A 20,198-nucleotide genomic window follows, 5' to 3' on the forward strand; every position below is an offset into this window, starting at 1 on the left:
TGGCGCGGGGGGGGGGGCGGGTGCGGGGGGGGGGGCGGGGGGGCGGGGGGGCGGGGGGGGGGGGGCGGGGGGGCGGGGGGGGGGGGGGCGGGCGGCCCCCCCCCCCCCCCCCCAGGCCGGTACCCGCATCAGGGGTACCGGCCGCGGAAAGGGCAGGTCAGGGGCGGTGTCGGCCCCGGGGGTTAGCATGCCGGGAGATCCGGCCGGACTGGTCGCCCCGCGGGGCACACGCGGCTCAGGGGGAGCGGCGCGGACTCCGGGCACCGCACACGAAGGGCCCGGGTCTTTCGGCGATCCGGCTCCGCTCCCCCTCCTCCGGCCGCGTTCCCCCTTCCTCCGGCCCCGGACCGGTCACGCCCCGAGCGCGCGCTTCACGAAGTCGACCTGGAGCAGCAGCAGGTTCTCGGCGACCTCCTCCTGCGGGGTCATGTGCGTGACGCCGGACAGCGGCAGCACGGTGTGCGGGCGCCCGGCGGCGAGCAGCGCCGAGGAGAGCCGCAGGGTGTGCGCGGCCACCACGTTGTCGTCGGCCAGCCCGTGGATGATCATCAGCGGGCGCTCCAGCCCGGCCGCGTACCCGCTCAGCGAGTTGGCCTCGTACACCTCGGGCCGCTCGGCCGGGTCGCCCAGGTAGCGCTCGGTGTAGTGGGTGTCGTACAACGCCCAGTCGGTCACCGGCGCGCCGGAGACCGCCGCGTGGAAGACGTCCGGGCGGCGCAGCACGGCGAGCGCGGAGAGGTAGCCGCCGTACGACCAGCCGCGGATGGCGACCCGGTCGAGGTCCAGCGGGAACTCCCCGGCGAGGGCCTGCAGCGCCTCGACCTGGTCGTCCAGGGTGGCCCCGGCGAAGTCGAAGGCGATCGACTTCTCCCAGGCCGGCCCGCGCCCGGGGGTGCCGCGCCCGTCGGCGACGACCACCGCGAAGCCCTGGTCGGCGAACCACTGCGAGTTGAGGTGAGGGTTGTGCGCCTGGACGACGCGCTGGCCGTGCGGGCCGCCGTACGGGTCCATCAGGACGGGCAGCAGGCCGTCCCGTTCGCGGTCGTAGCCGGTGGGCAGGAAGACGGCGGCCGGGATGCGGCGCTCGCCGGCGAAGCGGAAGACCGGGCGGGCGGTGATGACCGGCGTCTCGGCGTACGAGGCGATGGTGGCGACGTCGTCGACCACCACGCCCTCCGGCAGGTCGCGGGCGACCTGGACGAGGGTGCCGGGCAGGTCGGGCTCGGCGGTGGCCCGCACGGTGATCCCGCCGCCGTGCACGGCGCTGGTGACGGAGGTGAACGGCCGCCCGTTGGAGGACTCCCAGCCGAGTCGCTTGCCGTCGTGACTGATCCGGCCGACGGCGATCCAGCCGGGCTCGGGGTCGGTCTCGGCGGCGCCGCCGGAGGCGGAGAAGAAGACCTCGTCCTCGGTGACGGCAACGACGGACCGGACGTGCAGGTCGGCCCCGGTGACGGCATGGTCGCCGACCACCAGCGCCCGGACCCCTCCCTCGTCCGAGATCCGCACCAGCTTGCCGTCCGGGGTCCACGCCGGGACGCCGCCGAACAGCTCCAGCCAGACCGCGTCCTCCTCCGCGTGCAGCACCTCGGTGGCGCCGGTGGCCACGTCCAGGCCGAGGATCCGCTGGCTGCGCTGGTCGCGGGACTGCACCTGCAGCAGCGGCACGCCGCCCTTCGACCAGTGCACCCGGCCGAGGTACGGGAACGCCGCGCGGTCCCACTCCACCTCGGTGCGCCCGCCGTGCATGTCGAGCACCCAGAGGCCGACCTCGGCGTTGGCGGTGCCGGCCGCCGGGTAGGGGACCTCGGCGGGCTCGCGGTCCGGGTTCGCCGGGTCGGCGATCCACCAGCGGCGCACCGGGCCGTCGTCGGCGCGCTCGACCAGCAGCCGGTCGCCTTCCGGGGACCACCAGAAGCCGCGGTCGCGGTCCATCTCCTCCTGGGCGATGAACTCGGCCTGACCCCAGGTGACGTTCGGTCCGTCCGGCTCGGCGAGCACCCGGTCGCCGCTGCCGTCGGTGCGGGTCAGCCGCAGCTCGCCGGCGGTGTTGGCGTACGCGACGCAGCTGCCGTCCGGGGACAGCCGCGGGTCCAGCAGCGGCCCCTGGACGGGCAGTTCGGTGGTCGTTCCGGTGACCAGGTCGGCCGTGAAGAGGCGGCCGGAGAGCGCGAAGGCGGCCAGCGTGCCGGTCCCGTCCAGGGCGTAGCCGACGATGCCGGCCGAGCCCTCGCGGCTGCGCTCGCGGCGGGCCTTCTCGGCCGGCGAGAGGTCCTCCTCGCCGCCGCCGAGCAGGGCCGCCGGGTCGGCGGCGATCCGCTCCTCGCCGGTGGCGGTGTCGAGGGTCCAGAGCAGGTTGGCCCGGTCGCTGCCCTTGGGGGTCCCCCCGACCGGGGGCTGGGGGCGCGAGCGGAGGAAGACGACCCGCGAGCCGTCCGGTGCGACGGAGAACGAGCGGGGCGCGCCGACGGTGTAGCGCAGGGTCCGCGCGTACTGCCGGGGGAAGGTGTCCGCAGGGGTGTGGGAGGTCATGGCACCAGACCCTACGACGCCGAACTGCCGCTGCCGGGAGGCTGGTGATCACTCGTTCGGAGCATCATCCCCAAGTGCGCCCCAAAGGCCCTCAAACCGCCTCCGACCGGCCCGGGCGCGCCGTCGGCGCCGCGCCGCCCCACACGCCGGGGCTCACCGAACGTCACGCTCCCCTTACCCATCGGGTATGACTTGTCGGGCGAGTGATCGTCGGCCCCGTCCCGGTCCCCGGTCGCCCGCAGCCCAGTCCCGCACCGTCCCACCGCCGCCCTCCCCCAGGGGTGGCGCGCCCGAGAAGGGGTGTGAGCCGACATGGCCATGAACATCTCCGCCGCCGTGCTGATGCTGGTCATCGTGGTGGTGCTGATCCGCCGCTCCGGCCTGAAGCTGGCGCACGCGATCGTCTGCGCGCTGCTCGGCTTCTACCTGGCGTCCAGCTCGATCGCGCCGTCGATCAGCCAGGTCACCAGCAACCTCGCGGGGATGATCAACGGCCTGAAGCTCTAGCCCCACCCGGCCGGTGGTTAGGCTTCCTCCCATGACCGCGACTACCGGCCGCCGACTCCTCCTCGTGCACGCACACCCCGACGACGAGTCGATCGGCAACGGCGCCACCATGGCCCGGTACGCCGCCGAGGGCGCCCGGGTCACGCTGGTGACCTGCACCCTCGGCGAGGGCGGCGAGGTGATCCCCCCGGAGCTGGCCCACCTGACGGCCGATCGGGACGACACCCTCGGCGCGCACCGGATCGGCGAGCTCACCGAGGCGACGCGCGCCCTGGGCGTCACCGACGTCCGCTTCCTCGGCGGCCCCGGGCGCTACCGCGACTCCGGGATGATGGGCGTGCCCGACAACGACGCCCCCGGCTGCTTCTGGCGCGCGGACGTGGACGAGGCGGCCGGCCACCTGGTCGCGGTGATCCGCGAGGTGCGGCCGCAGGTCCTGGTCACCTACGACGACAACGGCGGCTACGGGCACCCGGACCACATCCAGGCGCACCGGGTCGCGATGCGCGCGCACGAGCTGGCCGCCGACCCGGCGCACCGCCCCGAGCTGGGCCCGGCCTGGCGGATCGCCAAGGTGTACTGGAACCGGATGCCCCGCTCGGTGATCGAGGCCGGGCTCGCCGAGACCGCCGCCAAGGCGTCCTTCCCCGGCGTGGCCCAGCCGTCCGACGTCCCCGGCGTGGTCGCCGACGGGACGGTCACCACGGTGCTGGACGGCGCCGCGCACGCCGGGCGCAAGGCGGCCGCGATGGCCGCGCACGTCACCCAGATCACCGTGGACGGCGCCTTCTTCGCGCTCTCCAACCACCTCGGCCAGCCCCTGCTCGCCACCGAGTACTACCAGTTGGTGCACGGCCAGGCCGGGCCCGGCCGACCCGAGGACGACCTGTTCGCGGGCCTCGACGTCGCGGCCGCGAACGCCGAGGAGGACGTGCGATGACCAAGCCCGTTGCCCCGCCACCGCACCGCTCGATCACGGCGGCCGTCCTCGGCACCCGCGACGAGCGGCTGGCCGAGCCCCAACCCCCGCGCGCCGCCCGGATCGCGGCGTATGTCCTGTTCTTCCTGTTGGGCATCGCGGTGTCGGTCTGCGGATCCTTTGTGCAGGCCCTGTGGCCGCCCGCGGGAGTCCTGCTGGCGCTGGCCGCGACCGCCGCCACGTTCTACGCCGGCCTGCGGATCACCGGCACCCGGCTCGGCGCGGGAGCACCCGCGGCCGGCTGGTTCCTGGCGATGCTGCTGCTGATCGTGCCGCGGCCGGAGGGCGACAACGTCCTGTGGTCCAACGCCACCTCGCTGGCCTGGCTGTTCGCCGGCTCGGTGCTGGGCGTGATCTGCGCCACCCTGCCGACCCGCACCAGCTGGTTCCCCGGAGTGCCCGGCCCGCCGCGCTGACCCCGGCAGGACGCGGCGTACGGTACCGCGTACGACGCGCAGTCAAGAGCACACGGCCTTACTCTCATACCGGAGGAACCGGACGTATCAGGATCTGTCCGAAGCCGTTCACCGCTCAGTTCTTCCCAGTATGGTGGTCCCGCAGAACGCCGTACCCGACCGCCGCCCGCCCCAGCCGGGCCCGGCGACCACGAACCGCGGTCGCGCCGCACGGCCCTCCCGCGAACCCGGAGCACAGCAGCATTGAGCAGCCGCGAATCTGACAACGCCCACCCGACGCCACGGCGCACGGGTCCGGACGCCTACCCGTCGGGCACCCCGCCCTACGGCACGCCCGGGCACCCCGGCGGCGACCGGGCCGCGGCCGGCGCGGGCCAGGGCGCCGCGGACGGCGGCGAGGACGACGGCCCGAAGACCGAGACCACCCTGACCACCCGGGTCCGGATCAACATCCCCGGCTCGCGCCCGATCCCGCCGGTCGTCGTCCGTAGCGCCGTCAAGAACGAGGACGGCCCGGCCGAGGAGGCCCCGGCCCCCGAGCAGGGCAGCCCCCGGCACCGCTCCGCGCCGTCCTCGCCCGTCCTCGGCGTGATGGAGGGCGGCAGCGGCACGGCCGCCCAGCCGAACCTGCCGCCGGAGTGGGAGATCCCGCCGATCCCGCCGGCGACCTCGGAGTCCGAGTCCACCGGTGCCTGGTTCCGGCCGCGCCAGAAGAAGGCGCCCGCCACCGAGGCCGCCCCGGCCACCGTGCCCGCCGCCGCCCCGGCCACCCAGGCCGCGCCCGCCGCCGAGCCCCGGCCGCAGGGTGCCCGCCAGGCCGGGGGCGCCGCCGCCCGCGCCAACGGCGCGCCGAACGGCCGCCCGGTGCCCGCCCAGGGCAAGGCGCCGAACCCCGGCGCCCCCGCCGCGCGCACCCGCGCCGAGGCCCCCGTGGAGGAGCCCGGCGTCTACGAGGCCGCCGACCCCTTCGCGCCCGCCGCCGACCCGTTCGGCCCGACGCCCGGGCCCGACGCCGGCACCCGCGGCCCGCGCGGCGGCCGGCCCCAGCAGAACGGCGCGCGCCAGAACCGGCCCCAGCAGAACGGGGCCCCGCAGAACGGTGCGCGGCAGGGCGGTGCCCGGCAGAACGGCCCCCGCCAGGGCGGCCCGCAGAACGGCTTCCAGCCGAACGGCCACCCGTCGGACCCGCTCCCGCAGGGTGCGCCGGGCGCCGGGCCGAGCCCGGAGGACACCTCGGTCGACGGCTTCAAGCCGATCCGCGAGAACACCCCGCCGCCCGCCGGGATATCCGGCATGCCCCGCAACGGCGCCCCGCGCGGTGCCGACGAGCGTCCGCAGCCGGGCCTGTTCGCGTCCGCGCCGACCGGCGCCGACCCGTTCGCCACCCAGCGTCCGGCCGCCCCCGGCCAGGACGCCCCGGGCGCCCCGGCGGCCCCCAACGGGCTCTTCCCCGGCGCGCCCGGTGCGGGCCCGCAGCCCGGCCGCGCCCAGCAGCCGGGCCGCGACCCGGAGGCCACCGAGGTCACGCCGGTGCCCGCCCCCGGACCGCGGCCGCCGGCCGGCCAGGGGCCCAACGGCACTCCGCCGCCCGCCCCGGCGCCCGCCAAGTCCGAGCCCGCCCCCGCGAAGGGCAAGGCCAAGCGCGGCGGCGGCAAGAAGCTGGTCAAGCTGGGCGTCTACGGCATCGGCGGTGTGCTGTTCCTCGGCGCCGCCGCGTACGGCACCGGCCTGATGCTCAACCAGTCCGACGTCCCCAAGGGCACCGTGGTGCTCGGCACCGACATCGGCGGCAACAGCCGTGACCAGGCGATCCACTCGCTGGACGCCTCGGTCGGCAAGGCCGGTCAGCAGCCGCTCAAGCTGAAGATCGGCGACCAGACCGTGGACCTCGACCCGACGGTCGCCGGGCTGAGCTTCGACACCACCGCCACCGTGGACGACCTGGCCCAGCACAGCTACAACCCGGTCGACGTCATCAAGTCCCTCCAGGGCGGCAGCAAGGCCGTCGCGCCGGACGTCAAGGTCGACCGGGCCAAGCTCAAGGCCGCCCTCGACTCGCTGTCGGCCGGCTCGGGCCAGGGTCTGCAGGAGGGCTACGTCAAGTTCGGCGAGCCCAACGGCGAGCCGATCGTCGTCCCCGGCCGGGCCGGCCAGGCGGTGGACTCGGCGAACGCCCTGGACGCGGTCGAGCAGGCCTACCGCGACCGCGCCGCCGGCAAGCCCGACCAGCCGGTCGCCCTGGCCGTCACGGCCGCCCAGCCGAAGGTCTCCACCCAGGCCCTCCAGGCCGCCGCCGACAGCCTCGGCAAGCAGGTGGCCGCCGGCAAGGTGCACGTCGTGGCCGGCACCAAGACCTGGGACTTCGGCGGCAAGACCGCGGCCAAGGCGCTCACGCTCGTCCCGGACGCCTCCGGCAAGATCGTGCCCAAGTGGGACCTCGACGCGCTCTCCACCCAGCTGGGCGGCGTGTTCGACAAGGTGAAGGTCAAGAAGAACGGCCAGCTCGTCGCGATCACCCCGCAGGACGTCGCGGACGGCATCGCCTCGGTCTTCGACAAGACCGGCGACAAGGACCGCACCTTCAAGTTCGCCGTCTGACGTACCGCCTCCCGTCGAGGGGCGGGGCCGCATCCGGTCCCGCCCCTCGACAACTCCCCCTCCCGGTCAGCAAGATGTGACGCCACACCTTCCGCCTCATCCACCCCGGGGAGCACGCCGATGGGCCGCCGCCTCCAGCAGCACGGGACGGCCCTGCTCGCAGGCCTCACCGCCCTCACCCTCTCGCTCGCGCTCTGCTCCTGTGCCTCCGGCCAGGGCGAGACCGGCGCCGACGCACTGCCGTCCGCACCCGCGACGCCCAAGCTCACGTCGGTCGACATCAACCCGCACGACCGCGGACAACTGCGCCAGGGCGGCACCCTGAACCTGGCGATCGCCCAGTTCTCCCGCCAGTGGTCGCCGATCCACACCGACGGCAGCGAGTCCTCGACCATGGCGGTCACCAAGCCGCTGCTGCCGACGTTCTTCCGCTCGGACGCCGCCGGCACCCAGACGGTCAACCCCGCCTACCTGCAGGACGCCCACGCCGAGCTCAAGGACGGCCGGCAGGTGGTCACCTGGACGCTCAACCCGAAGGCCCACTGGTCCGACGGCACCCCGATCACCTGGCGCGACATCGAGGCCAACTGGCGGGCCCTGAACGGCAAGGACCCGGCCTACAAGCCGTCCAGCAGCACCGGCTTCGAGCTGGTCTCCTCGGTCGAGCGCGGCAAGGACGACTTCCAGGCCGTGATGACCTTCGACCGGCCGTTCTCGGAGTGGCAGTCGATGTTCAACGGCGCCGCCAACGCCCCGCTGCTGCCGGCGAGCCGGATCTCCACCCCGGACCTGTTCAACACCGCCTACCTGGACGCGATCCCGGTCACCGCGGGACCGTTCAAGGTCGAGCAGCTCGACCGCGCCGCGCAGACCGTCACCCTGGTCGCCGACCCCGCGTGGTGGGGCGACAAGCCGATGCTGGACCGGGTCGTCTTCCACGCGATGAGCCCCGACGCGATGCCCGCCGCCTTCGCCAAGGGCGCGCTCGACCTCCTCAACAACGGTCCGGACGTGGCCGGTTACCAGGTCATCCGGACCACCAAGGGCGCCGTCGTGCGCCGGGCCGGCGGTCCGGACTTCCGCCAGATCACCCTGAACGCCCGCACCCCCGCGCTGAGCGACGCGACCGTGCGCCAGGCCGTGTTCCAGGCCATCAACCGGGACGCCGTCATCCGCTCCGACCTCAACGGCCTGGACTGGCCCGCGGTCCCGCTCAACAACCACCTGCTGGTCGCCAACCAGAACGGCTACCGCGACAACTCACTCGGCCTGGCCCGCTACGACCCCGCCGAGGCCGCCCGCAAGCTGGACTCGGCCGGCTGGAAGCTCGACGGCGACGTCCGCAAGAAGGACGGCCACGAACTGAACCTGCGGATGGTCGTCCCGGCCGGTGTCACCCAGGCCCAGACCGAGGCCGCGAACACCGCCAAGATGCTCAAGGACGTCGGGATCAAGGTCAGCACGGTGACCGCCCCCGTCAACGAGTTCTTCGACAAGTACATCAACCGCAACGACTTCGACATCACCGCCTACTCGCTGCTCGGCACCCCGTTCCCGGCCAGCGGCAGCCGCGCCAACTTCGTCCAGAACGGCGGCACCAACCACGTCGGCACGGGCAGCCCGGCGGTCGACACCGCGCTCGACCGGGCCGCCGCCGCGACCGACGCGGCCACCACCTCCGAGGCGATCAACCAGGCCGACGGCGAGCTCTGGAAGGTGGCCGGCGTCCTGCCCCTCTACCAGCGCCCGCAGCTGTACGGAGCCCGCGCCGACCTCGCCAACATCGGCGCGCAGGGCCTGTCCGACATCGTCTGGGAGAACGTCGGCTTCCTGAAGTAGCCGCGGCGGCGGGCGGGCTCAGCCGTGCAGCGTCTCGCGCCAGTAGTGGCAGGCGCTGCGGCGGCCCGCCAGCTCCTCGCCGTGCTCGCCCGCGACCGGCACCAGCGGCGGGAGCTCGCTCCGGCAGCGGTCCTGCGCCCGGTCGCAGCGGGGGTTGAACGCGCAGCCCTCCGGGATCCGCAGCAGGCTCGGCGGCAGGCCCTTGATGGCGTGCAGGTCCTGGCCCTTCTGGTCCAGGCGCGGGATGGAGTCCAGCAGGCCCCGGGTGTACGGGTGCGCCGGGCGCGCGTACAGCTCGTGCACCGGGGCCGCCTCGACGATCCGGCCCGCGTACATCACCGCGATCTTGTCCGCGACGTCGGCGACCACGCCGAGGTCGTGGGTGATCAGAATCAGACCCATGTTGAACTCGCGCTGCAGGTCGGCCAGCAGGTCCATCACCTGGGCCTGCACGGTCACGTCCAGGGCGGTGGTGGGCTCGTCCGCGATGATCAGGTCCGGCTCCAGCGCCAGCGCCATCGCGATCATGATGCGCTGGCGCATGCCCCCCGAGAACTGGTGCGGGAAGTCGCCGACGCGCTGCCGGGCAGCGGGAATGCGCACCCGCTCCATCAGCTCCACGGCCTTCTCCCGGGCCTCCTTGCGGGAGACGCCGTGGTGCACCCGGAACATCTCCCCCAGCTGGTAGCCCACGCTGAGCACCGGGTTGAGGGCGGACAGCGCGTCCTGGAAGATCATCGCGATCCGCCGGCCCCGGACGGCCCGCCGGGCGTTGGCGCTCATGGTCAGCAGGTCCTCGCCGCGGAACAGGATCCGCCCCGCGGTGATCCGCCCCGGCGGCATGTCCAGGATCCCCATGACCGCCTGCGCCGTCACCGACTTGCCCGAACCCGACTCCCCCAGCACCGCCAGCGTCTCGCCGGCCGACACCGCGTAGCTCACCCCGTTGACGGCCTTCGCGACCCCGTCCCGGGTGTGGAACTCCACGTGCAGGTCGTCGACCTCCAGCAGCGGGGTCCCGGGCACCAGGCCCTCCCGGCCGCCGCCGGTCACCTCCACCACGTCCATGTGAGCAGCCCTCCTCAACGCAGCAGCGACCACCGATAGGCGCAGAGCAACTATCAAGGACCGCGCCGCACTTGGCGAGCCCACGGCAGATCACTTTTCCATCACGGCAAAGGGCGCGCCCTCGGATCCGAGGACGCGCCCTACCCACCGTCGACCCGCTACGGCGTACCGTCCTGCCCGTCCTCCGCACTCGGCTCGATGTCGCGCTCCGCGGCGCTCTGTTCGATCTCGCGCTCCGCGGCGAAGTGACACGCCGAGTCGTGGACCGCCGCACCCTTCAGCCAGGTCGGCGAGGCCAGCAGCGGGACCTCGACCTCGCACCGCTGCTGCGCCTTCCAGCAGCGGGTGCGGAAGCGGCAGCCGCTCGGCGGGTTGGCCGGTGAGGGCACGTCCCCGGTGAGCACGATGCGGTCCCGCGACTCGCGGGCCGTCGGGTCCGGCACCGGCACCGCGGAGAGCAGCGCCTGGGTGTACGGGTGGGTGGCGTGGTCGTAGATCTCCGCGTCGCTGCCGACCTCGACCATCCGCCCGAGGTACATCACGCCGACGCGGTCGGAGATGTGCCGGACGATGGAGAGGTCGTGCGCGATGAACATGTACGACAGGTTGAACTCGCCCTGCAGCTGCTCCAGCAGGTTGATCACCTGCGCCTGGACGGACACGTCCAGGGCCGACACGGGCTCGTCGCAGATGATGATCTCGGGCTTGAGTGCCAGCCCCCGGGCGATGCCGATGCGCTGGCGCTGCCCGCCGGAGAACTGGTGCGGATAGCGGTTGATGTACTCCGGGTTGAGCCCGACCACGTCCAGCAGGTCCTGGACGGCCTTGCGGCGGTCGCCCTTGGGCGCCACCTCGGGGTGGATCTCGAACGGCTCACCGATGATGTCGCCGACCGTCATGCGCGGGTTGAGCGAGGTGTACGGGTCCTGGAACACCATCTGGATGTTCCGGCGGACGGCCTTCAGCGCCGAGCCGGACAGCCGGGAGATCTCCTCCCCCTTGTAGCGGACCGAGCCCGCGGTGGCCGGCTCCAGGTTCATCAGCACCTTGGCCAGGGTGGACTTCCCGCAGCCGGACTCGCCGACGATGCCGAGGGTCTCGCCCTGCATCAGGTCGAAGCTGACCCCGTCGACCGCCTTGACGGCGCCGACCTGCTTCTTGAACAGGATGCCCTTGGTCAGCGGGAAGTGCTTGACCAGGTCCCGGACTTCGAGGATCGGCTCACCGCGCGGCACCTCCTGTGCGAAGGCGGCCACCTCCGGCACCACCGCGCCCAGTGCGCTGGCCCCGTTAACGGTCATGGAGGGTCTCCTTCCAGAAGAAGCAGGCGCTGCCGCGCTCCTCCTGCGGCGTCCCGTCCTCCTCGGTGACCGGGAACAGCTCCGGCACCTCGGCCCGGCAGACGTCCTGCGCGCGCGGGCAGCGCGGGTTGAAGGCGCAGCCCGTGGGGATCCGCAGCAGGTTGGGCGGCAGGCCCTTGATGGCGTAGAGCTCCTGGCCCTTCTGGTCCAGCCGGGGGATGGAGTCCAGCAGGCCCCGGGTGTACGGGTGCGCGGGGCGCGCGTACAGGTCGTGCACCGGGGCCGTCTCGACGATGCGGCCGGCGTACATCACGGCGATCTTGTCCGCGACGTCGGCGACCACGCCGAGGTCGTGGGTGATCAGGATCAGGCCCATGTGGAACTCGGCCTGGAGCTCGGCCAGCAGGTCCATCACCTGGGCCTGCACGGTGACGTCCAGGGCGGTGGTGGGCTCGTCCGCGATGATCAGGTCCGGCTCCAGCGCCAGCGCCATCGCGATCATGATGCGCTGGCGCATGCCGCCCGAGAACTGGTGCGGGTAGTCGTTCACCCGCTCCTTGGCCGCCGGGATGCGCACCCGGTCCATCAGCTCGACGGCCTTCTCCTTCGCCTCCTTGCGGGAGACGCTCCGGTGGGCCCGGAACATCTCACCGAGCTGGAAGCCCACCGACAGCACCGGGTTGAGGGCGGACAGCGCGTCCTGGAAGATCATCGCGATCCGTCCGCCGCGGATCCTGCGCCGTTCCTCCTTGCTCATCTTGAGCATGTCCTGGCCCCGGAAGCGGATCTCGCCGCGCGGGATCCGGGCCGGCGGCATGTCCAGGATGCCCATGATCGCCTGCGCGGTCACCGACTTGCCGGAGCCGGACTCGCCCAGCACGGCCAGCGTCTCGCCCGCCGAGACGGAGTAGTTGACCCCGTTGACGGCCCTGGCGACGCCGTCCCTGGTGACGAACTCGACGTGCAGGTCCCGCACGTCGAGCAGCGGCCCCTCGTACGGTGTCCCGCGCTCGCGCTCGGTGGTCTGCGCCGCTGTACCCACGGTGTGCTCCCCTCGCTCAGCGAAGCTTCGGATCGAGGGCGTCGCGCACCGCGTCGCCCATCATGATGAAGGCCAGCACGGTGATGGACAGTGCCGCGGCCGGGAAGAACATCACGTACGGCGCGGTCCGGATCACCTTCTGGGCGGAGGAGATGTCGATGCCCCAGGAGATGGTCGGTTCCTGCAGGCCGATACCGAGGAAGCTCAGCGTCGCCTCGGTCGCGATGTAGCCGCCGAGCGCGATGGTCGCCACCACGATCACCGGCGCGACCGCGTTCGGCAGGATGTGCCGGACCATCAGCCGCCTGGTCCCGGCCCCGAGCGCCCGGCCCGCCACCACGTAGTCGGACTGTTTGACGGTCAGCACCGCGCCGCGCATGACGCGGGCGATCTGGGTCCAGCCGAGGACGGCCAGCGCGAACACCACGGTCCACACCGTGCGGATGGTGAACGCGTTCAGCAGCACCAGGGCGCCGAGCAGCAGCGGGATGCCGAAGAAGATGTCGACGATCCGGGAGATCACCGCGTCGACGGCTCCGCCGTAGTACCCGGCGACCATGCCGGTCAGCCCGCCGAGCAGGGTGACCGCGGCGGTGACGAAGATGCCGACGGTGATCGAGGCGCGGGCGCCGTAGATCACCCGGGCGTAGATGGACCGGCCCTGCGCGTCGTAGCCGAACCAGCCGGCACCGAAGAAGTCCGTCCAGTCCGGCCGCTTGAGGTAGTCGTGCACCAGGTCGGCCTTGCGCGGGTTGGCGTCGGTGAAGGCCCAGGGGAAGATCGCCATGATCACCAGCAGCAGGATCAGCACCACCGACAGCAGGAAGATCGGCCGTCGGCGCAGGTCCCGCCAGGCGTCGCCCCAGAGGCTGCGGGCCTGTTCCCGCTTCTCCACGTCGGGTTCGACCAGGGTCTCCTGCTCGACCGCCATGCCCTGTTCCCCCGCGAAGTCCAGCCGGTCCACGCCTGGCTTGGGGTGCCGTTCGTACGAGTCCTCGTCGTGGATGTCAGGCATAGCGGATCCTCGGGTCCAGGACCGCGTAGAGCAGGTCGACGAGCAGGCTGGCGACCAGGTAGATGATCACCAGGACGGTCACGATGCCGACCACGGTCGGGCCTTCCTTCTGGTTGATCGCCCGGTACAGGACGTTGCCGATGCCCTGCACGTTGAAGATGCCCTCGGTGACGATCGCCCCGCCCATCAGCGCGCCGAGGTCGGTGCCGAGGAAGGTGACCACCGGGATCAGCGAGTTGCGCAGCAGGTGGCGGGAGATGATGGTCCGCCGGGGCAGTCCCTTGGCGGTCGCGGTCCGGATGTAGTCGGCCCGCAGGTTCTCGCCGATGGAGGTCCGGGTGAGCCGGGCGACGAACGCGAGCGAGAGCGAGCCCAGGACGACCGCCGGCAGGATCAGCTGGGTGAGGTCGTAGCTGTCCTGCACCGTCGGCGTGACCCAGCCCAGGTTGGTGGCGAACACCGTCTGCGCGATGTAGGCCAGCACGAAGACCGGGATCGAGATCACCACCAGGGTCAGGATCAGCACCAGGGTGTCCGCGATGCTGCCGCGCTTCAGCCCGGAGAGCACGCCGAGGGACAGACCCACGACCAGCTCGAAGGCGAAGGCCAGCAGCGCCAGCCGGATGGTGACCGGGAAGGCGTCCGCCATGATGTCGGAGACCGGACGGCCGGTGAAGCTGGTGCCGAAGTCCCCCTGGAAGAGGTTCCCCATGTAGTGCAGGTACTGCTTCCAGAGCGGCTGGTCCAGGTAGTACGTGTGCTTGATGCTCGCGACCACGGTCGGGTCGGCGGCCTTCTCGCCGAACAGCGCGACCACCGGGTCACCCGGCAGCGTGTAGACCATCACGAAGATCAGCAGTGTGGTGCCGAAGAACACCGGGATCATCTGCAGCACCCGTCGCAGCACGTAACTGCCCATCCGAGCCTCCTTCCTAGGTGCCCGGCCGGCCGGGCCGGTCGGCCGGGGTGCCGCGCCCCGCCTTCCGTGCGGGGAGGGCGGGGCCGGCGCGGGGGATCAGGGCCCCGGGATCAGCCCTTGACCTCGACCTGCGTCCAGGCCGGGTTGCCGAAGGAGTCGAACGTCACGTTCTGCACGTTGGTCGAGTAGCCCGAGTTGGTGCGGTAGTACCAGAGCGGGATGGCCGGCATCCCGGTCGCCAGCACCGCCTCGGCCTGCTGGTAGCCGGTCACCGTGTCGGCGACGCTGGGGGCCGCGTCGGCCTGCTGGGACAGCTGGTCGAACTGCGGGTTGCTGTACCCGGTGTCGTTGGAGGCGGCACCGGTGCGGTACACGTCGGCCAGGAAGTTGGCGTTCAGCGGGTAGTCCTGCACCCAGCCGGTGCGGAAGGCGCCGTTGAGCTGGTGCGAGGTGATGGCCTGGCGGGCGGTCTTGAAGTCGGGCTTGGGGTCGCCCAGGCAGTCGACGCCGGTGTTCTGCCGGATCGAGTTGCAGACCGCGTCGACCCACTCCTTGTGGCCGCCGTCCGCGTTGTAGGTGATCAGCACCTTGTTGCCGGGGACGCCGCCGCCCTGCTGGATCAGCTGCTTGGCCTTGGCGACGTCGAAGTTGCAGAAGTCCCCGCAGGTGCCGGCCTTGTAGCCCTCGACGCCCTCGGCGACCCAGGCGCTGGCGGGCGCCCGGGAACCCTGCAGCACGGTCTTGGTGATGGTCGCGCGGTCGATCGCCATCGACAGCCCCTGGCGCACCTGGGCCTTCTCCGGCGCCGCCCAGTCGGCCTGGTAGAGCGTGAAGCCGATGTTCTGGATGGCGCCCTGCGGGGAGTCCACCGCCCGGTCCCCGAGGTCGCTCTTGTACGTCGCCAGCGCGGACGGCGGCACCTGGTCCATCACGTCGAGGTTGTTGGACTGCAGGTCGGCGTAGGCGGCCTCGGACGTGGTGTACATCTTGAAGACGATGCCGCCGTTCTTCGGCTTGTCCACGCCCTTGTAGCCCGGGTAGGACTTGGTGGTCACCTGGCTGTTGTGGGCCCAGCTGACGAACTGGTACGGGCCGTTGCCCACCGGCTTCTGCCCGTACCCGGCCGGGTCGTTGAAGAAGGCGTCCGGCAGCGGCGAGAAGGCGATGTAGCCGAGCTTGTACTCGAAGTACGAGACCTTGTGGTTCAGCTTGACGGTGAAGTGCAGGTCGTCCGTGACGGTCAGCCCGGACATCTTGGTCGCGGTCGGGCTGCCGGTGGCCGGGTGGACGTCCTGGTATCCCTCGATGTCCGAGAACCAGGAGCTGTTGATCTGGTTGTTCGCCGGGTTGGCGGCCCAGTTCCAGGCGTCGACGAAGTTCTTGGCGTGCACGGGGGTGCCGTCGTGGAACGTCCAGCCGTCGTTCATCGTGACGGTGAAGGTCTGGGAGTCGCTGGTGTCGATCGCGCTCGCGACCTGCATCCGGATCTGGGCGTTGCTGGGGTTGTAGTCGACCAGGCCCTTGAAGAGGTTCTGGATGATGCGACCGCCGCCGACCTCGTTCGCGTTGGCGGGCTGCAGCGGGTTCTGCGGCTCGTTGCTCTGGTAGCTGAAGGTCTTGGTGGAGTCCGACGAGCTGCCGCTGCCTCCGCCGCCGCTGCTGCACCCGGTGGCCACCAGGGCCACGGACGTCGCAACGGCGAGGACCCAACGAGCACGGGCGGCTACGGGCATGGAGGTCCCTCCTCATGGTGTGTGTCGCATCACACCCCATGAGAAGCGCGCCCCGGCGACGGCGCGAGCCGGGTGCACCCGGACGGGTGCCGTGACCCCCTGCGGAGTTGACGCAACGACGGAAGGGCCCGTGGCGGGAAGCCACGGGCCCTTCCGGGGAGAGCGGGGATCAGGCCGCTGCCTGCGCCCGGACCTCGGGGAAGTGGCAGGCCGTGTCGTGCGCGGCCGCGCCCTTCAGCACCGTGGGCACCGCGAGCAGCGGGGTCTCCTCGGCGCAGCGGTCCTCCGCCTTCCAGCAGCGGGTGCGGAAGCGGCAGCCGGACGGCGGGTTGGCCGGCGAGGGGATGTCACCGGTCAGGATGATCCGGTCACGGGACTCGCGGGCCGACGGGTCCGGCACCGGCACCGCGGAGAGCAGCGCCTGGGTGTACGGGTGGGTGGCGTTGTCGTAGATCTGCTCGTCGGTGCCGATCTCGACCATCTTGCCCAGGTACATCACGCCGACGCGGTCGGAGATGTGCCGGACGATGGAGAGGTCGTGCGCGATGAACATGTACGACAGCTCGAACTCGCTCTGCAGCTGCTCCAGCAGGTTGATCACCTGAGCCTGGACGGACACGTCCAGGGCGGAGACCGGCTCGTCGCAGATGATGATCTCGGGCTTGAGCGCGAGGCCGCGGGCGATGCCGATGCGCTGGCGCTGTCCGCCGGAGAACTGGTGCGGGTACCGGTTGATGTACTCCGGGTTCAGACCCACGACGTCCAGCAGGTCCTGGACGGCCTTGCGGCGGTCGCCCTTGGGCGCCACCTCGGGGTGGATCTCGAACGGCTCACCGATGATGTCGCCGACCGTCATGCGCGGGTTCAGCGAGGTGTACGGGTCCTGGAACACCATCTGGATGTTCCGGCGGACGGCCTTCAGCGCCGCACCGGACAGCTGGGAGATGTCCTCGCCCTTGAACAGCACCTGGCCGGAGGTGGCCCGCTCCAGGTTCATCAGCACCTTGGCCAGCGTGGACTTGCCACAGCCGGACTCGCCGACGATGCCGAGGGTCTCACCCTTCTTGAGCTCGAAGGAGATGCCGTCGACCGCCTTGACGGCGCCGACCTGCTTCTTGAACAGGACGCCCTGGGTCAGCGGGTAGTGCTTGACCAGGTCCTTGACCTCCAGGATGTTCTCAGCCATGGAGGGTCTCCTTCCAAAGGTGGCACGCGCTGCGGCGGCCGGTGAGCTCCTTGCCGTCCTTGTCGGTCACGTGGTGCAGCGCCGGGATCTCGGTGCGGCACAGGTCGGTGGCGACGTCGCAGCGGGGGTTGAACGCGCAGCCGGCCGGGACCTTCAGCAGGTTCGGGGGGAGGCCCTTGATCGCGTACAGCTCCTGGCCCTTCTGGTCCAGGCGCGGGATGGAGCGGAGCAGGCCCTTGGTGTACGGGTGCGCGGGGTTCGCGTACAGCTCGTGCACCGGGGCGGTCTCCACGATCCGGCCCGCGTACATCACGGCGATCTTGTCCGCGACGTCGGCGACCACGCCGAGGTCGTGGGTGATCAGGATCAGACCCATGTTGTACTCGGCCTGGAGCTCGGCCAGCAGGTCCATCACCTGGGCCTGGACGGTGACGTCCAGGGCGGTGGTGGGCTCGTCCGCGATGATCAGGTCGGGCTGCAGGGAGAGCGCCATGGCGATCATGATGCGCTGGCGCATACCGCCGGAGAACTGGTGCGGGTAGTCGTTCACCCGCTGCCGGGCGGCGGGGATGCGCACCCGGTCCATCAGCTCGATGGCCTTCTCCTTCGCCTCCTTCTTGGAAGCGCCCTGGTGCACCCGGAACATCTCGCCGAGCTGGTAGCCGACGCTGAGCACGGGGTTGAGGGCGGAGAGCGCGTCCTGGAAGATCATCGCGATCTTCTGGCCGCGGATCTTCCGGCGGTCCTCGTTGCTCATCGTGAGCATGTCCTGGCCGCGGAACAGGATCTGGCCCTGGGTCACCTTGCCCGGGGGCATGTCCAGGATGCCCATGATGGTCTGCGCCGTCACGGACTTGCCGGAGCCGGACTCACCGAGCACGGCGAGCGTCTCGCCCGCCGCGACGGAGTAGTTGACTCCGTTCACGGCCTTGGCGATGCCGTCCCGGGTGTGGAACTCCACGTGGAGGTCCTTGACCTCCAGGAGCGGGGTTCCGACTTCGAGACGATCGTTCTTCTGGTTGTTCTCGATCACGGTGGTCATCGGGTCGTCACCTCTTCTCTCAGCGGAGCTTCGGGTCGAGGGCGTCGCGCACCGCGTCGCCGAGCATGATGAACGCCAGCACGGTAAGGCTCAGCATTCCGGCGGGGAAGAACAGGGCGAACGGGGCCGTACGGATCACCTTCTGGGCCGAGTTGATGTCGATGCCCCAGGAGATGGTCGGGTCCTGCAGACCGATGCCGAGGAAGCTCAGCGTCGCCTCGGTGGCGATGTAGCCGCCGAGCGCGATGGTGGCGACGACGATCACCGGGGCGATCGCGTTCGGCAGGATGTGCTTGAGCAGGATCCGGCTGGTGCCGGCGCCGAGCGCCTTGGCCGCGGTCACGAAGTCGGCCTGCTTGACCGTGATGACCGAGCCGCGCATGACACGGGTCATCTGGGTCCAGCCCAGGGCGACCAGCGCGAAGACCACGCTCCAGATCGTGCGCGAGGTGAAGGCGTTGAGGATCACCAGCGAGCCGAGCAGCAGCGGGATGCCGAAGAAGATGTCGGTGATCCGGGAGATGATCGTGTCGGTCCAGCCGCCGAAGTAGCCGGCGAGCATACCGGTGATGCCACCGAGGATGGTCACACCGAAGGTGACGCAGATGCCGACCACGACCGAGGCGCGGGCGCCGTAGATGACGCGGGCGTAGATGCTGCGGCCCTGGAGGTCGTAGCCGAACCAGTCAGCCTGGAAGAGGTGGCTGTAGTTCGGCTTCGTCAGGTAGTGGTTGCGCAGGTCGCCGGCGCGCGGGTCCACCGAGGTGAACAGGCCCGGGGCGATCGCGATGACGATCAGCAGCAGGATCAGCAGCGCGGAGATCACGAAGATCGGCTTGCGGCGCAGGTCGTGCCAGGCGTCGGAGCCGAGGCTGCGGGCCTTCTCCTGCTTGGGCGCCGGGACGTCCGCGGTGCGCTGGGCCGGGATGTCCCCGGCGGTCTTCTTCTCGGTCAGGTCAGGCATACCGGATCCTCGGGTCCAGGACCGCGTAAAGCAGGTCGACGATCAGGCCGGCGGCCAGGTAAACGAGCACCAGGAAGGCGACGAAGCCGGAGACGGTCGCGCCCTCCTTCATGTTGATCGCCTGGTAGAGCGCGTGGCCGACACCCTTGACGTTGAAGATGCCTTCGGTGACGATCGCGCCGCCCATCAGGGCGCCCAGGTCGGTACCGAGGAAGGTGACCACCGGGATCATCGAGTTGCGCAGCAGGTGGGTGCCGATGACCTTCCGGCGCGGCAGGCCCTTGGCCACCGCGGTCCGGACGTAGTCGGCCTTGATGTTCTCGGCTATGGAGGTACGGGTGAGACGCGCGACGTAGGCCAGCGAGAGCGAGCCGAGCACGATGGCCGGCAGCACCAGCTGGGTGATGTCGTTGCTGTCCTGCACGGTCGGGGTGACCCACTTGAGGTTCTGCCCGAAGACCGTCTGGAAGACGAAGCCCAGGACCGGGACCGGGATCGAGATCAGCAGCAGGGTGAGGACCAGCGCGCCCTTGTCGAACGCCTTGCCGCGGCGCAGACCGGCGAACAGGCCGATGCCGATGCCCAGCACGATCTCGATGGCGAACGCGAACAGCGCCAGCCGGACCGTGACCGGCAGTGCCTCGGTGATCTTGTCGAGGACCGGTCGGCCGTCCAGTGCGGTACCGAAGTCGCCGGTGAACAGCTTCCCCATGTAGGAGAAGTACTGCTGCAGCAGCGGCTTGTCGAGTCCCTGCTGGTGCTTCAGGGCGGCGAGCTGCACCGGGTCCGGCGCCTTGTCGCCCCACAACGCTGCCAGCGGGTCACCGGGCAGCAAGTGCACCATGAAAAAGATGAGTGCGGTCGTTCCGAGGAACACCGGAATCATCTGGAGCAGTCGCCTCGCGACAAAGCGCCCCATCGTGCCTCCATGTATGACTCTGCCGGGCCCGTCAACCCGGCAAGAGATAAGTCGGCGTGCCAACGGCCGGTGCCAGTCCTCGCCCTTGTGGGGATGGGACGGGCACCGGCCGTTGTCACCGGGTCAGGCGGTGCCGAC

The 20,198-nt window shown here is 71.3% G+C and carries 16 protein-coding genes; 5 read left to right on the forward strand and 11 right to left on the reverse strand.

The window, feature by feature from the left end:
- Positions 1-351: 351 nt before the first annotated feature.
- Positions 352-2,532, reverse strand: a complete 2,181-nt coding sequence (locus tag ACFV0O_RS20900; RefSeq protein ID WP_380343772.1) for a prolyl oligopeptidase family serine peptidase — start codon at positions 2,530-2,532, stop codon at positions 352-354.
- Positions 2,533-2,844: 312 nt separating this feature from the next.
- Here ACFV0O_RS20900 and ACFV0O_RS20905 point away from each other — a divergent pair, with 312 nt between their 5' ends.
- The 5 genes from ACFV0O_RS20905 to ACFV0O_RS20925 all read left to right on the forward strand — a co-directional run bounded on the left by ACFV0O_RS20905 (position 2,845) and on the right by ACFV0O_RS20925 (position 8,871).
- Positions 2,845-3,039, forward strand: a complete 195-nt coding sequence (locus ACFV0O_RS20905) for a DUF2304 family protein (protein ID WP_030062563.1) — start codon at positions 2,845-2,847, stop codon at positions 3,037-3,039.
- A 31-nt stretch (positions 3,040-3,070) separates the two neighbouring features.
- Positions 3,071-3,979, forward strand: coding sequence for an N-acetyl-1-D-myo-inositol-2-amino-2-deoxy-alpha-D-glucopyranoside deacetylase (gene mshB, locus ACFV0O_RS20910; protein WP_380343776.1), 909 nt, complete (start codon positions 3,071-3,073; stop codon positions 3,977-3,979).
- On the forward strand, positions 3,976-4,434 hold the full coding sequence (locus ACFV0O_RS20915; RefSeq protein ID WP_380343779.1) for a DUF6113 family protein: 459 nt from the start codon (positions 3,976-3,978) through the stop codon (positions 4,432-4,434). Before mshB ends, ACFV0O_RS20915 begins: the two co-directional genes overlap by 4 nt.
- 243 nt (positions 4,435-4,677) lie before the next feature.
- Positions 4,678-7,032, forward strand: coding sequence for a hypothetical protein (locus tag ACFV0O_RS20920; RefSeq protein WP_380343782.1), 2,355 nt, complete (start codon positions 4,678-4,680; stop codon positions 7,030-7,032).
- 120 nt (positions 7,033-7,152) lie between these two features.
- Positions 7,153-8,871, forward strand: a complete 1,719-nt coding sequence (locus ACFV0O_RS20925; RefSeq protein WP_380343785.1) for an ABC transporter family substrate-binding protein — start codon at positions 7,153-7,155, stop codon at positions 8,869-8,871.
- A gap of 18 nt (positions 8,872-8,889) precedes the next feature.
- Here the strand turns inward: ACFV0O_RS20925 and ACFV0O_RS20930 are convergent, their stop codons facing one another.
- From ACFV0O_RS20930 to ACFV0O_RS20975, 10 genes are all read right to left on the reverse strand, one after another.
- Positions 8,890-9,939, reverse strand: a complete 1,050-nt coding sequence (locus ACFV0O_RS20930) for an ABC transporter ATP-binding protein (protein WP_380343788.1) — start codon at positions 9,937-9,939, stop codon at positions 8,890-8,892.
- Between the two features lie 158 nt (positions 9,940-10,097).
- On the reverse strand, positions 10,098-11,240 hold the full coding sequence (locus tag ACFV0O_RS20935; RefSeq protein WP_380343791.1) for an ABC transporter ATP-binding protein: 1,143 nt from the start codon (positions 11,238-11,240) through the stop codon (positions 10,098-10,100).
- A complete protein-coding gene (locus tag ACFV0O_RS20940; protein ID WP_380343794.1) occupies positions 11,230-12,282 on the reverse strand; it encodes an ABC transporter ATP-binding protein in 1,053 nt (350 codons plus the stop codon). The genes ACFV0O_RS20935 and ACFV0O_RS20940 overlap by 11 nt, the downstream gene beginning before the upstream one ends.
- A 16-nt stretch (positions 12,283-12,298) precedes the next feature.
- Entirely contained in the window at positions 12,299-13,213 is a 915-nt protein-coding gene (locus tag ACFV0O_RS20945; protein WP_380343827.1) for an ABC transporter permease, read from the reverse strand.
- Between the two features lie 76 nt (positions 13,214-13,289).
- A complete protein-coding gene (locus ACFV0O_RS20950; RefSeq protein ID WP_380343797.1) occupies positions 13,290-14,216 on the reverse strand; it encodes an ABC transporter permease in 927 nt (308 codons plus the stop codon).
- Between the two features lie 110 nt (positions 14,217-14,326).
- Positions 14,327-15,949 (reverse strand): ABC transporter substrate-binding protein, encoded by a 1,623-nt coding sequence (locus tag ACFV0O_RS20955; RefSeq protein WP_380343800.1) that lies wholly within the window; start codon positions 15,947-15,949, stop codon positions 14,327-14,329.
- 169 nt (positions 15,950-16,118) lie between these two features.
- Positions 16,119-17,135: an ABC transporter ATP-binding protein gene (locus ACFV0O_RS20960; RefSeq protein WP_380343803.1), complete on the reverse strand. Its 1,017-nt coding sequence runs from the start codon at positions 17,133-17,135 to the stop codon at positions 16,119-16,121.
- Positions 17,128-18,177 carry an ABC transporter ATP-binding protein gene (locus ACFV0O_RS20965; RefSeq protein WP_360260988.1) on the reverse strand — a complete coding sequence of 350 codons (1,050 nt, stop codon included), beginning with the start codon at positions 18,175-18,177 and terminating at the stop codon, positions 17,128-17,130. Before ACFV0O_RS20965 ends, ACFV0O_RS20960 begins: the two co-directional genes overlap by 8 nt.
- 19 nt (positions 18,178-18,196) lie before the next feature.
- Positions 18,197-19,141: an ABC transporter permease gene (locus tag ACFV0O_RS20970; RefSeq protein WP_380343807.1), complete on the reverse strand. Its 945-nt coding sequence runs from the start codon at positions 19,139-19,141 to the stop codon at positions 18,197-18,199.
- Positions 19,134-20,060, reverse strand: coding sequence for an ABC transporter permease (locus ACFV0O_RS20975; protein WP_360260983.1), 927 nt, complete (start codon positions 20,058-20,060; stop codon positions 19,134-19,136). Before ACFV0O_RS20975 ends, ACFV0O_RS20970 begins: the two co-directional genes overlap by 8 nt.
- Positions 20,061-20,198 lie beyond the last annotated feature (138 nt).

Source organism: Kitasatospora sp. NPDC059577, from assembly GCF_042735475.1.
GTDB lineage: Bacteria > Actinomycetota > Actinomycetes > Streptomycetales > Streptomycetaceae > Kitasatospora.

What these genes read in the sequence shown, in the direction of transcription:
- ACFV0O_RS20900 (WP_380343772.1), bottom strand. Translation starts at nt 2,532, where the DNA reads ATGACCTCCCACACCCCTGCGGACACCTTCCCCCGGCAGTACGCGCGG.
- ACFV0O_RS20905 (WP_030062563.1), top strand. Translation starts at nt 2,845, where the DNA reads ATGGCCATGAACATCTCCGCCGCCGTGCTGATGCTGGTCATCGTGGTG.
- mshB (WP_380343776.1), top strand. Translation starts at nt 3,071, where the DNA reads ATGACCGCGACTACCGGCCGCCGACTCCTCCTCGTGCACGCACACCCC.
- ACFV0O_RS20915 (WP_380343779.1), top strand. Translation starts at nt 3,976, where the DNA reads ATGACCAAGCCCGTTGCCCCGCCACCGCACCGCTCGATCACGGCGGCC.
- ACFV0O_RS20925 (WP_380343785.1), top strand. Translation starts at nt 7,153, where the DNA reads ATGGGCCGCCGCCTCCAGCAGCACGGGACGGCCCTGCTCGCAGGCCTC.
- ACFV0O_RS20930 (WP_380343788.1), bottom strand. Translation starts at nt 9,939, where the DNA reads ATGGACGTGGTGGAGGTGACCGGCGGCGGCCGGGAGGGCCTGGTGCCC.
- ACFV0O_RS20935 (WP_380343791.1), bottom strand. Translation starts at nt 11,240, where the DNA reads ATGACCGTTAACGGGGCCAGCGCACTGGGCGCGGTGGTGCCGGAGGTG.
- ACFV0O_RS20945 (WP_380343827.1), bottom strand. Translation starts at nt 13,213, where the DNA reads ATGGCGGTCGAGCAGGAGACCCTGGTCGAACCCGACGTGGAGAAGCGG.
- ACFV0O_RS20950 (WP_380343797.1), bottom strand. Translation starts at nt 14,216, where the DNA reads ATGGGCAGTTACGTGCTGCGACGGGTGCTGCAGATGATCCCGGTGTTC.
- ACFV0O_RS20955 (WP_380343800.1), bottom strand. Translation starts at nt 15,949, where the DNA reads ATGCCCGTAGCCGCCCGTGCTCGTTGGGTCCTCGCCGTTGCGACGTCC.
- ACFV0O_RS20960 (WP_380343803.1), bottom strand. Translation starts at nt 17,135, where the DNA reads ATGGCTGAGAACATCCTGGAGGTCAAGGACCTGGTCAAGCACTACCCG.
- ACFV0O_RS20965 (WP_360260988.1), bottom strand. Translation starts at nt 18,177, where the DNA reads ATGACCACCGTGATCGAGAACAACCAGAAGAACGATCGTCTCGAAGTC.
- ACFV0O_RS20970 (WP_380343807.1), bottom strand. Translation starts at nt 19,141, where the DNA reads ATGCCTGACCTGACCGAGAAGAAGACCGCCGGGGACATCCCGGCCCAG.
- ACFV0O_RS20975 (WP_360260983.1), bottom strand. Translation starts at nt 20,060, where the DNA reads ATGGGGCGCTTTGTCGCGAGGCGACTGCTCCAGATGATTCCGGTGTTC.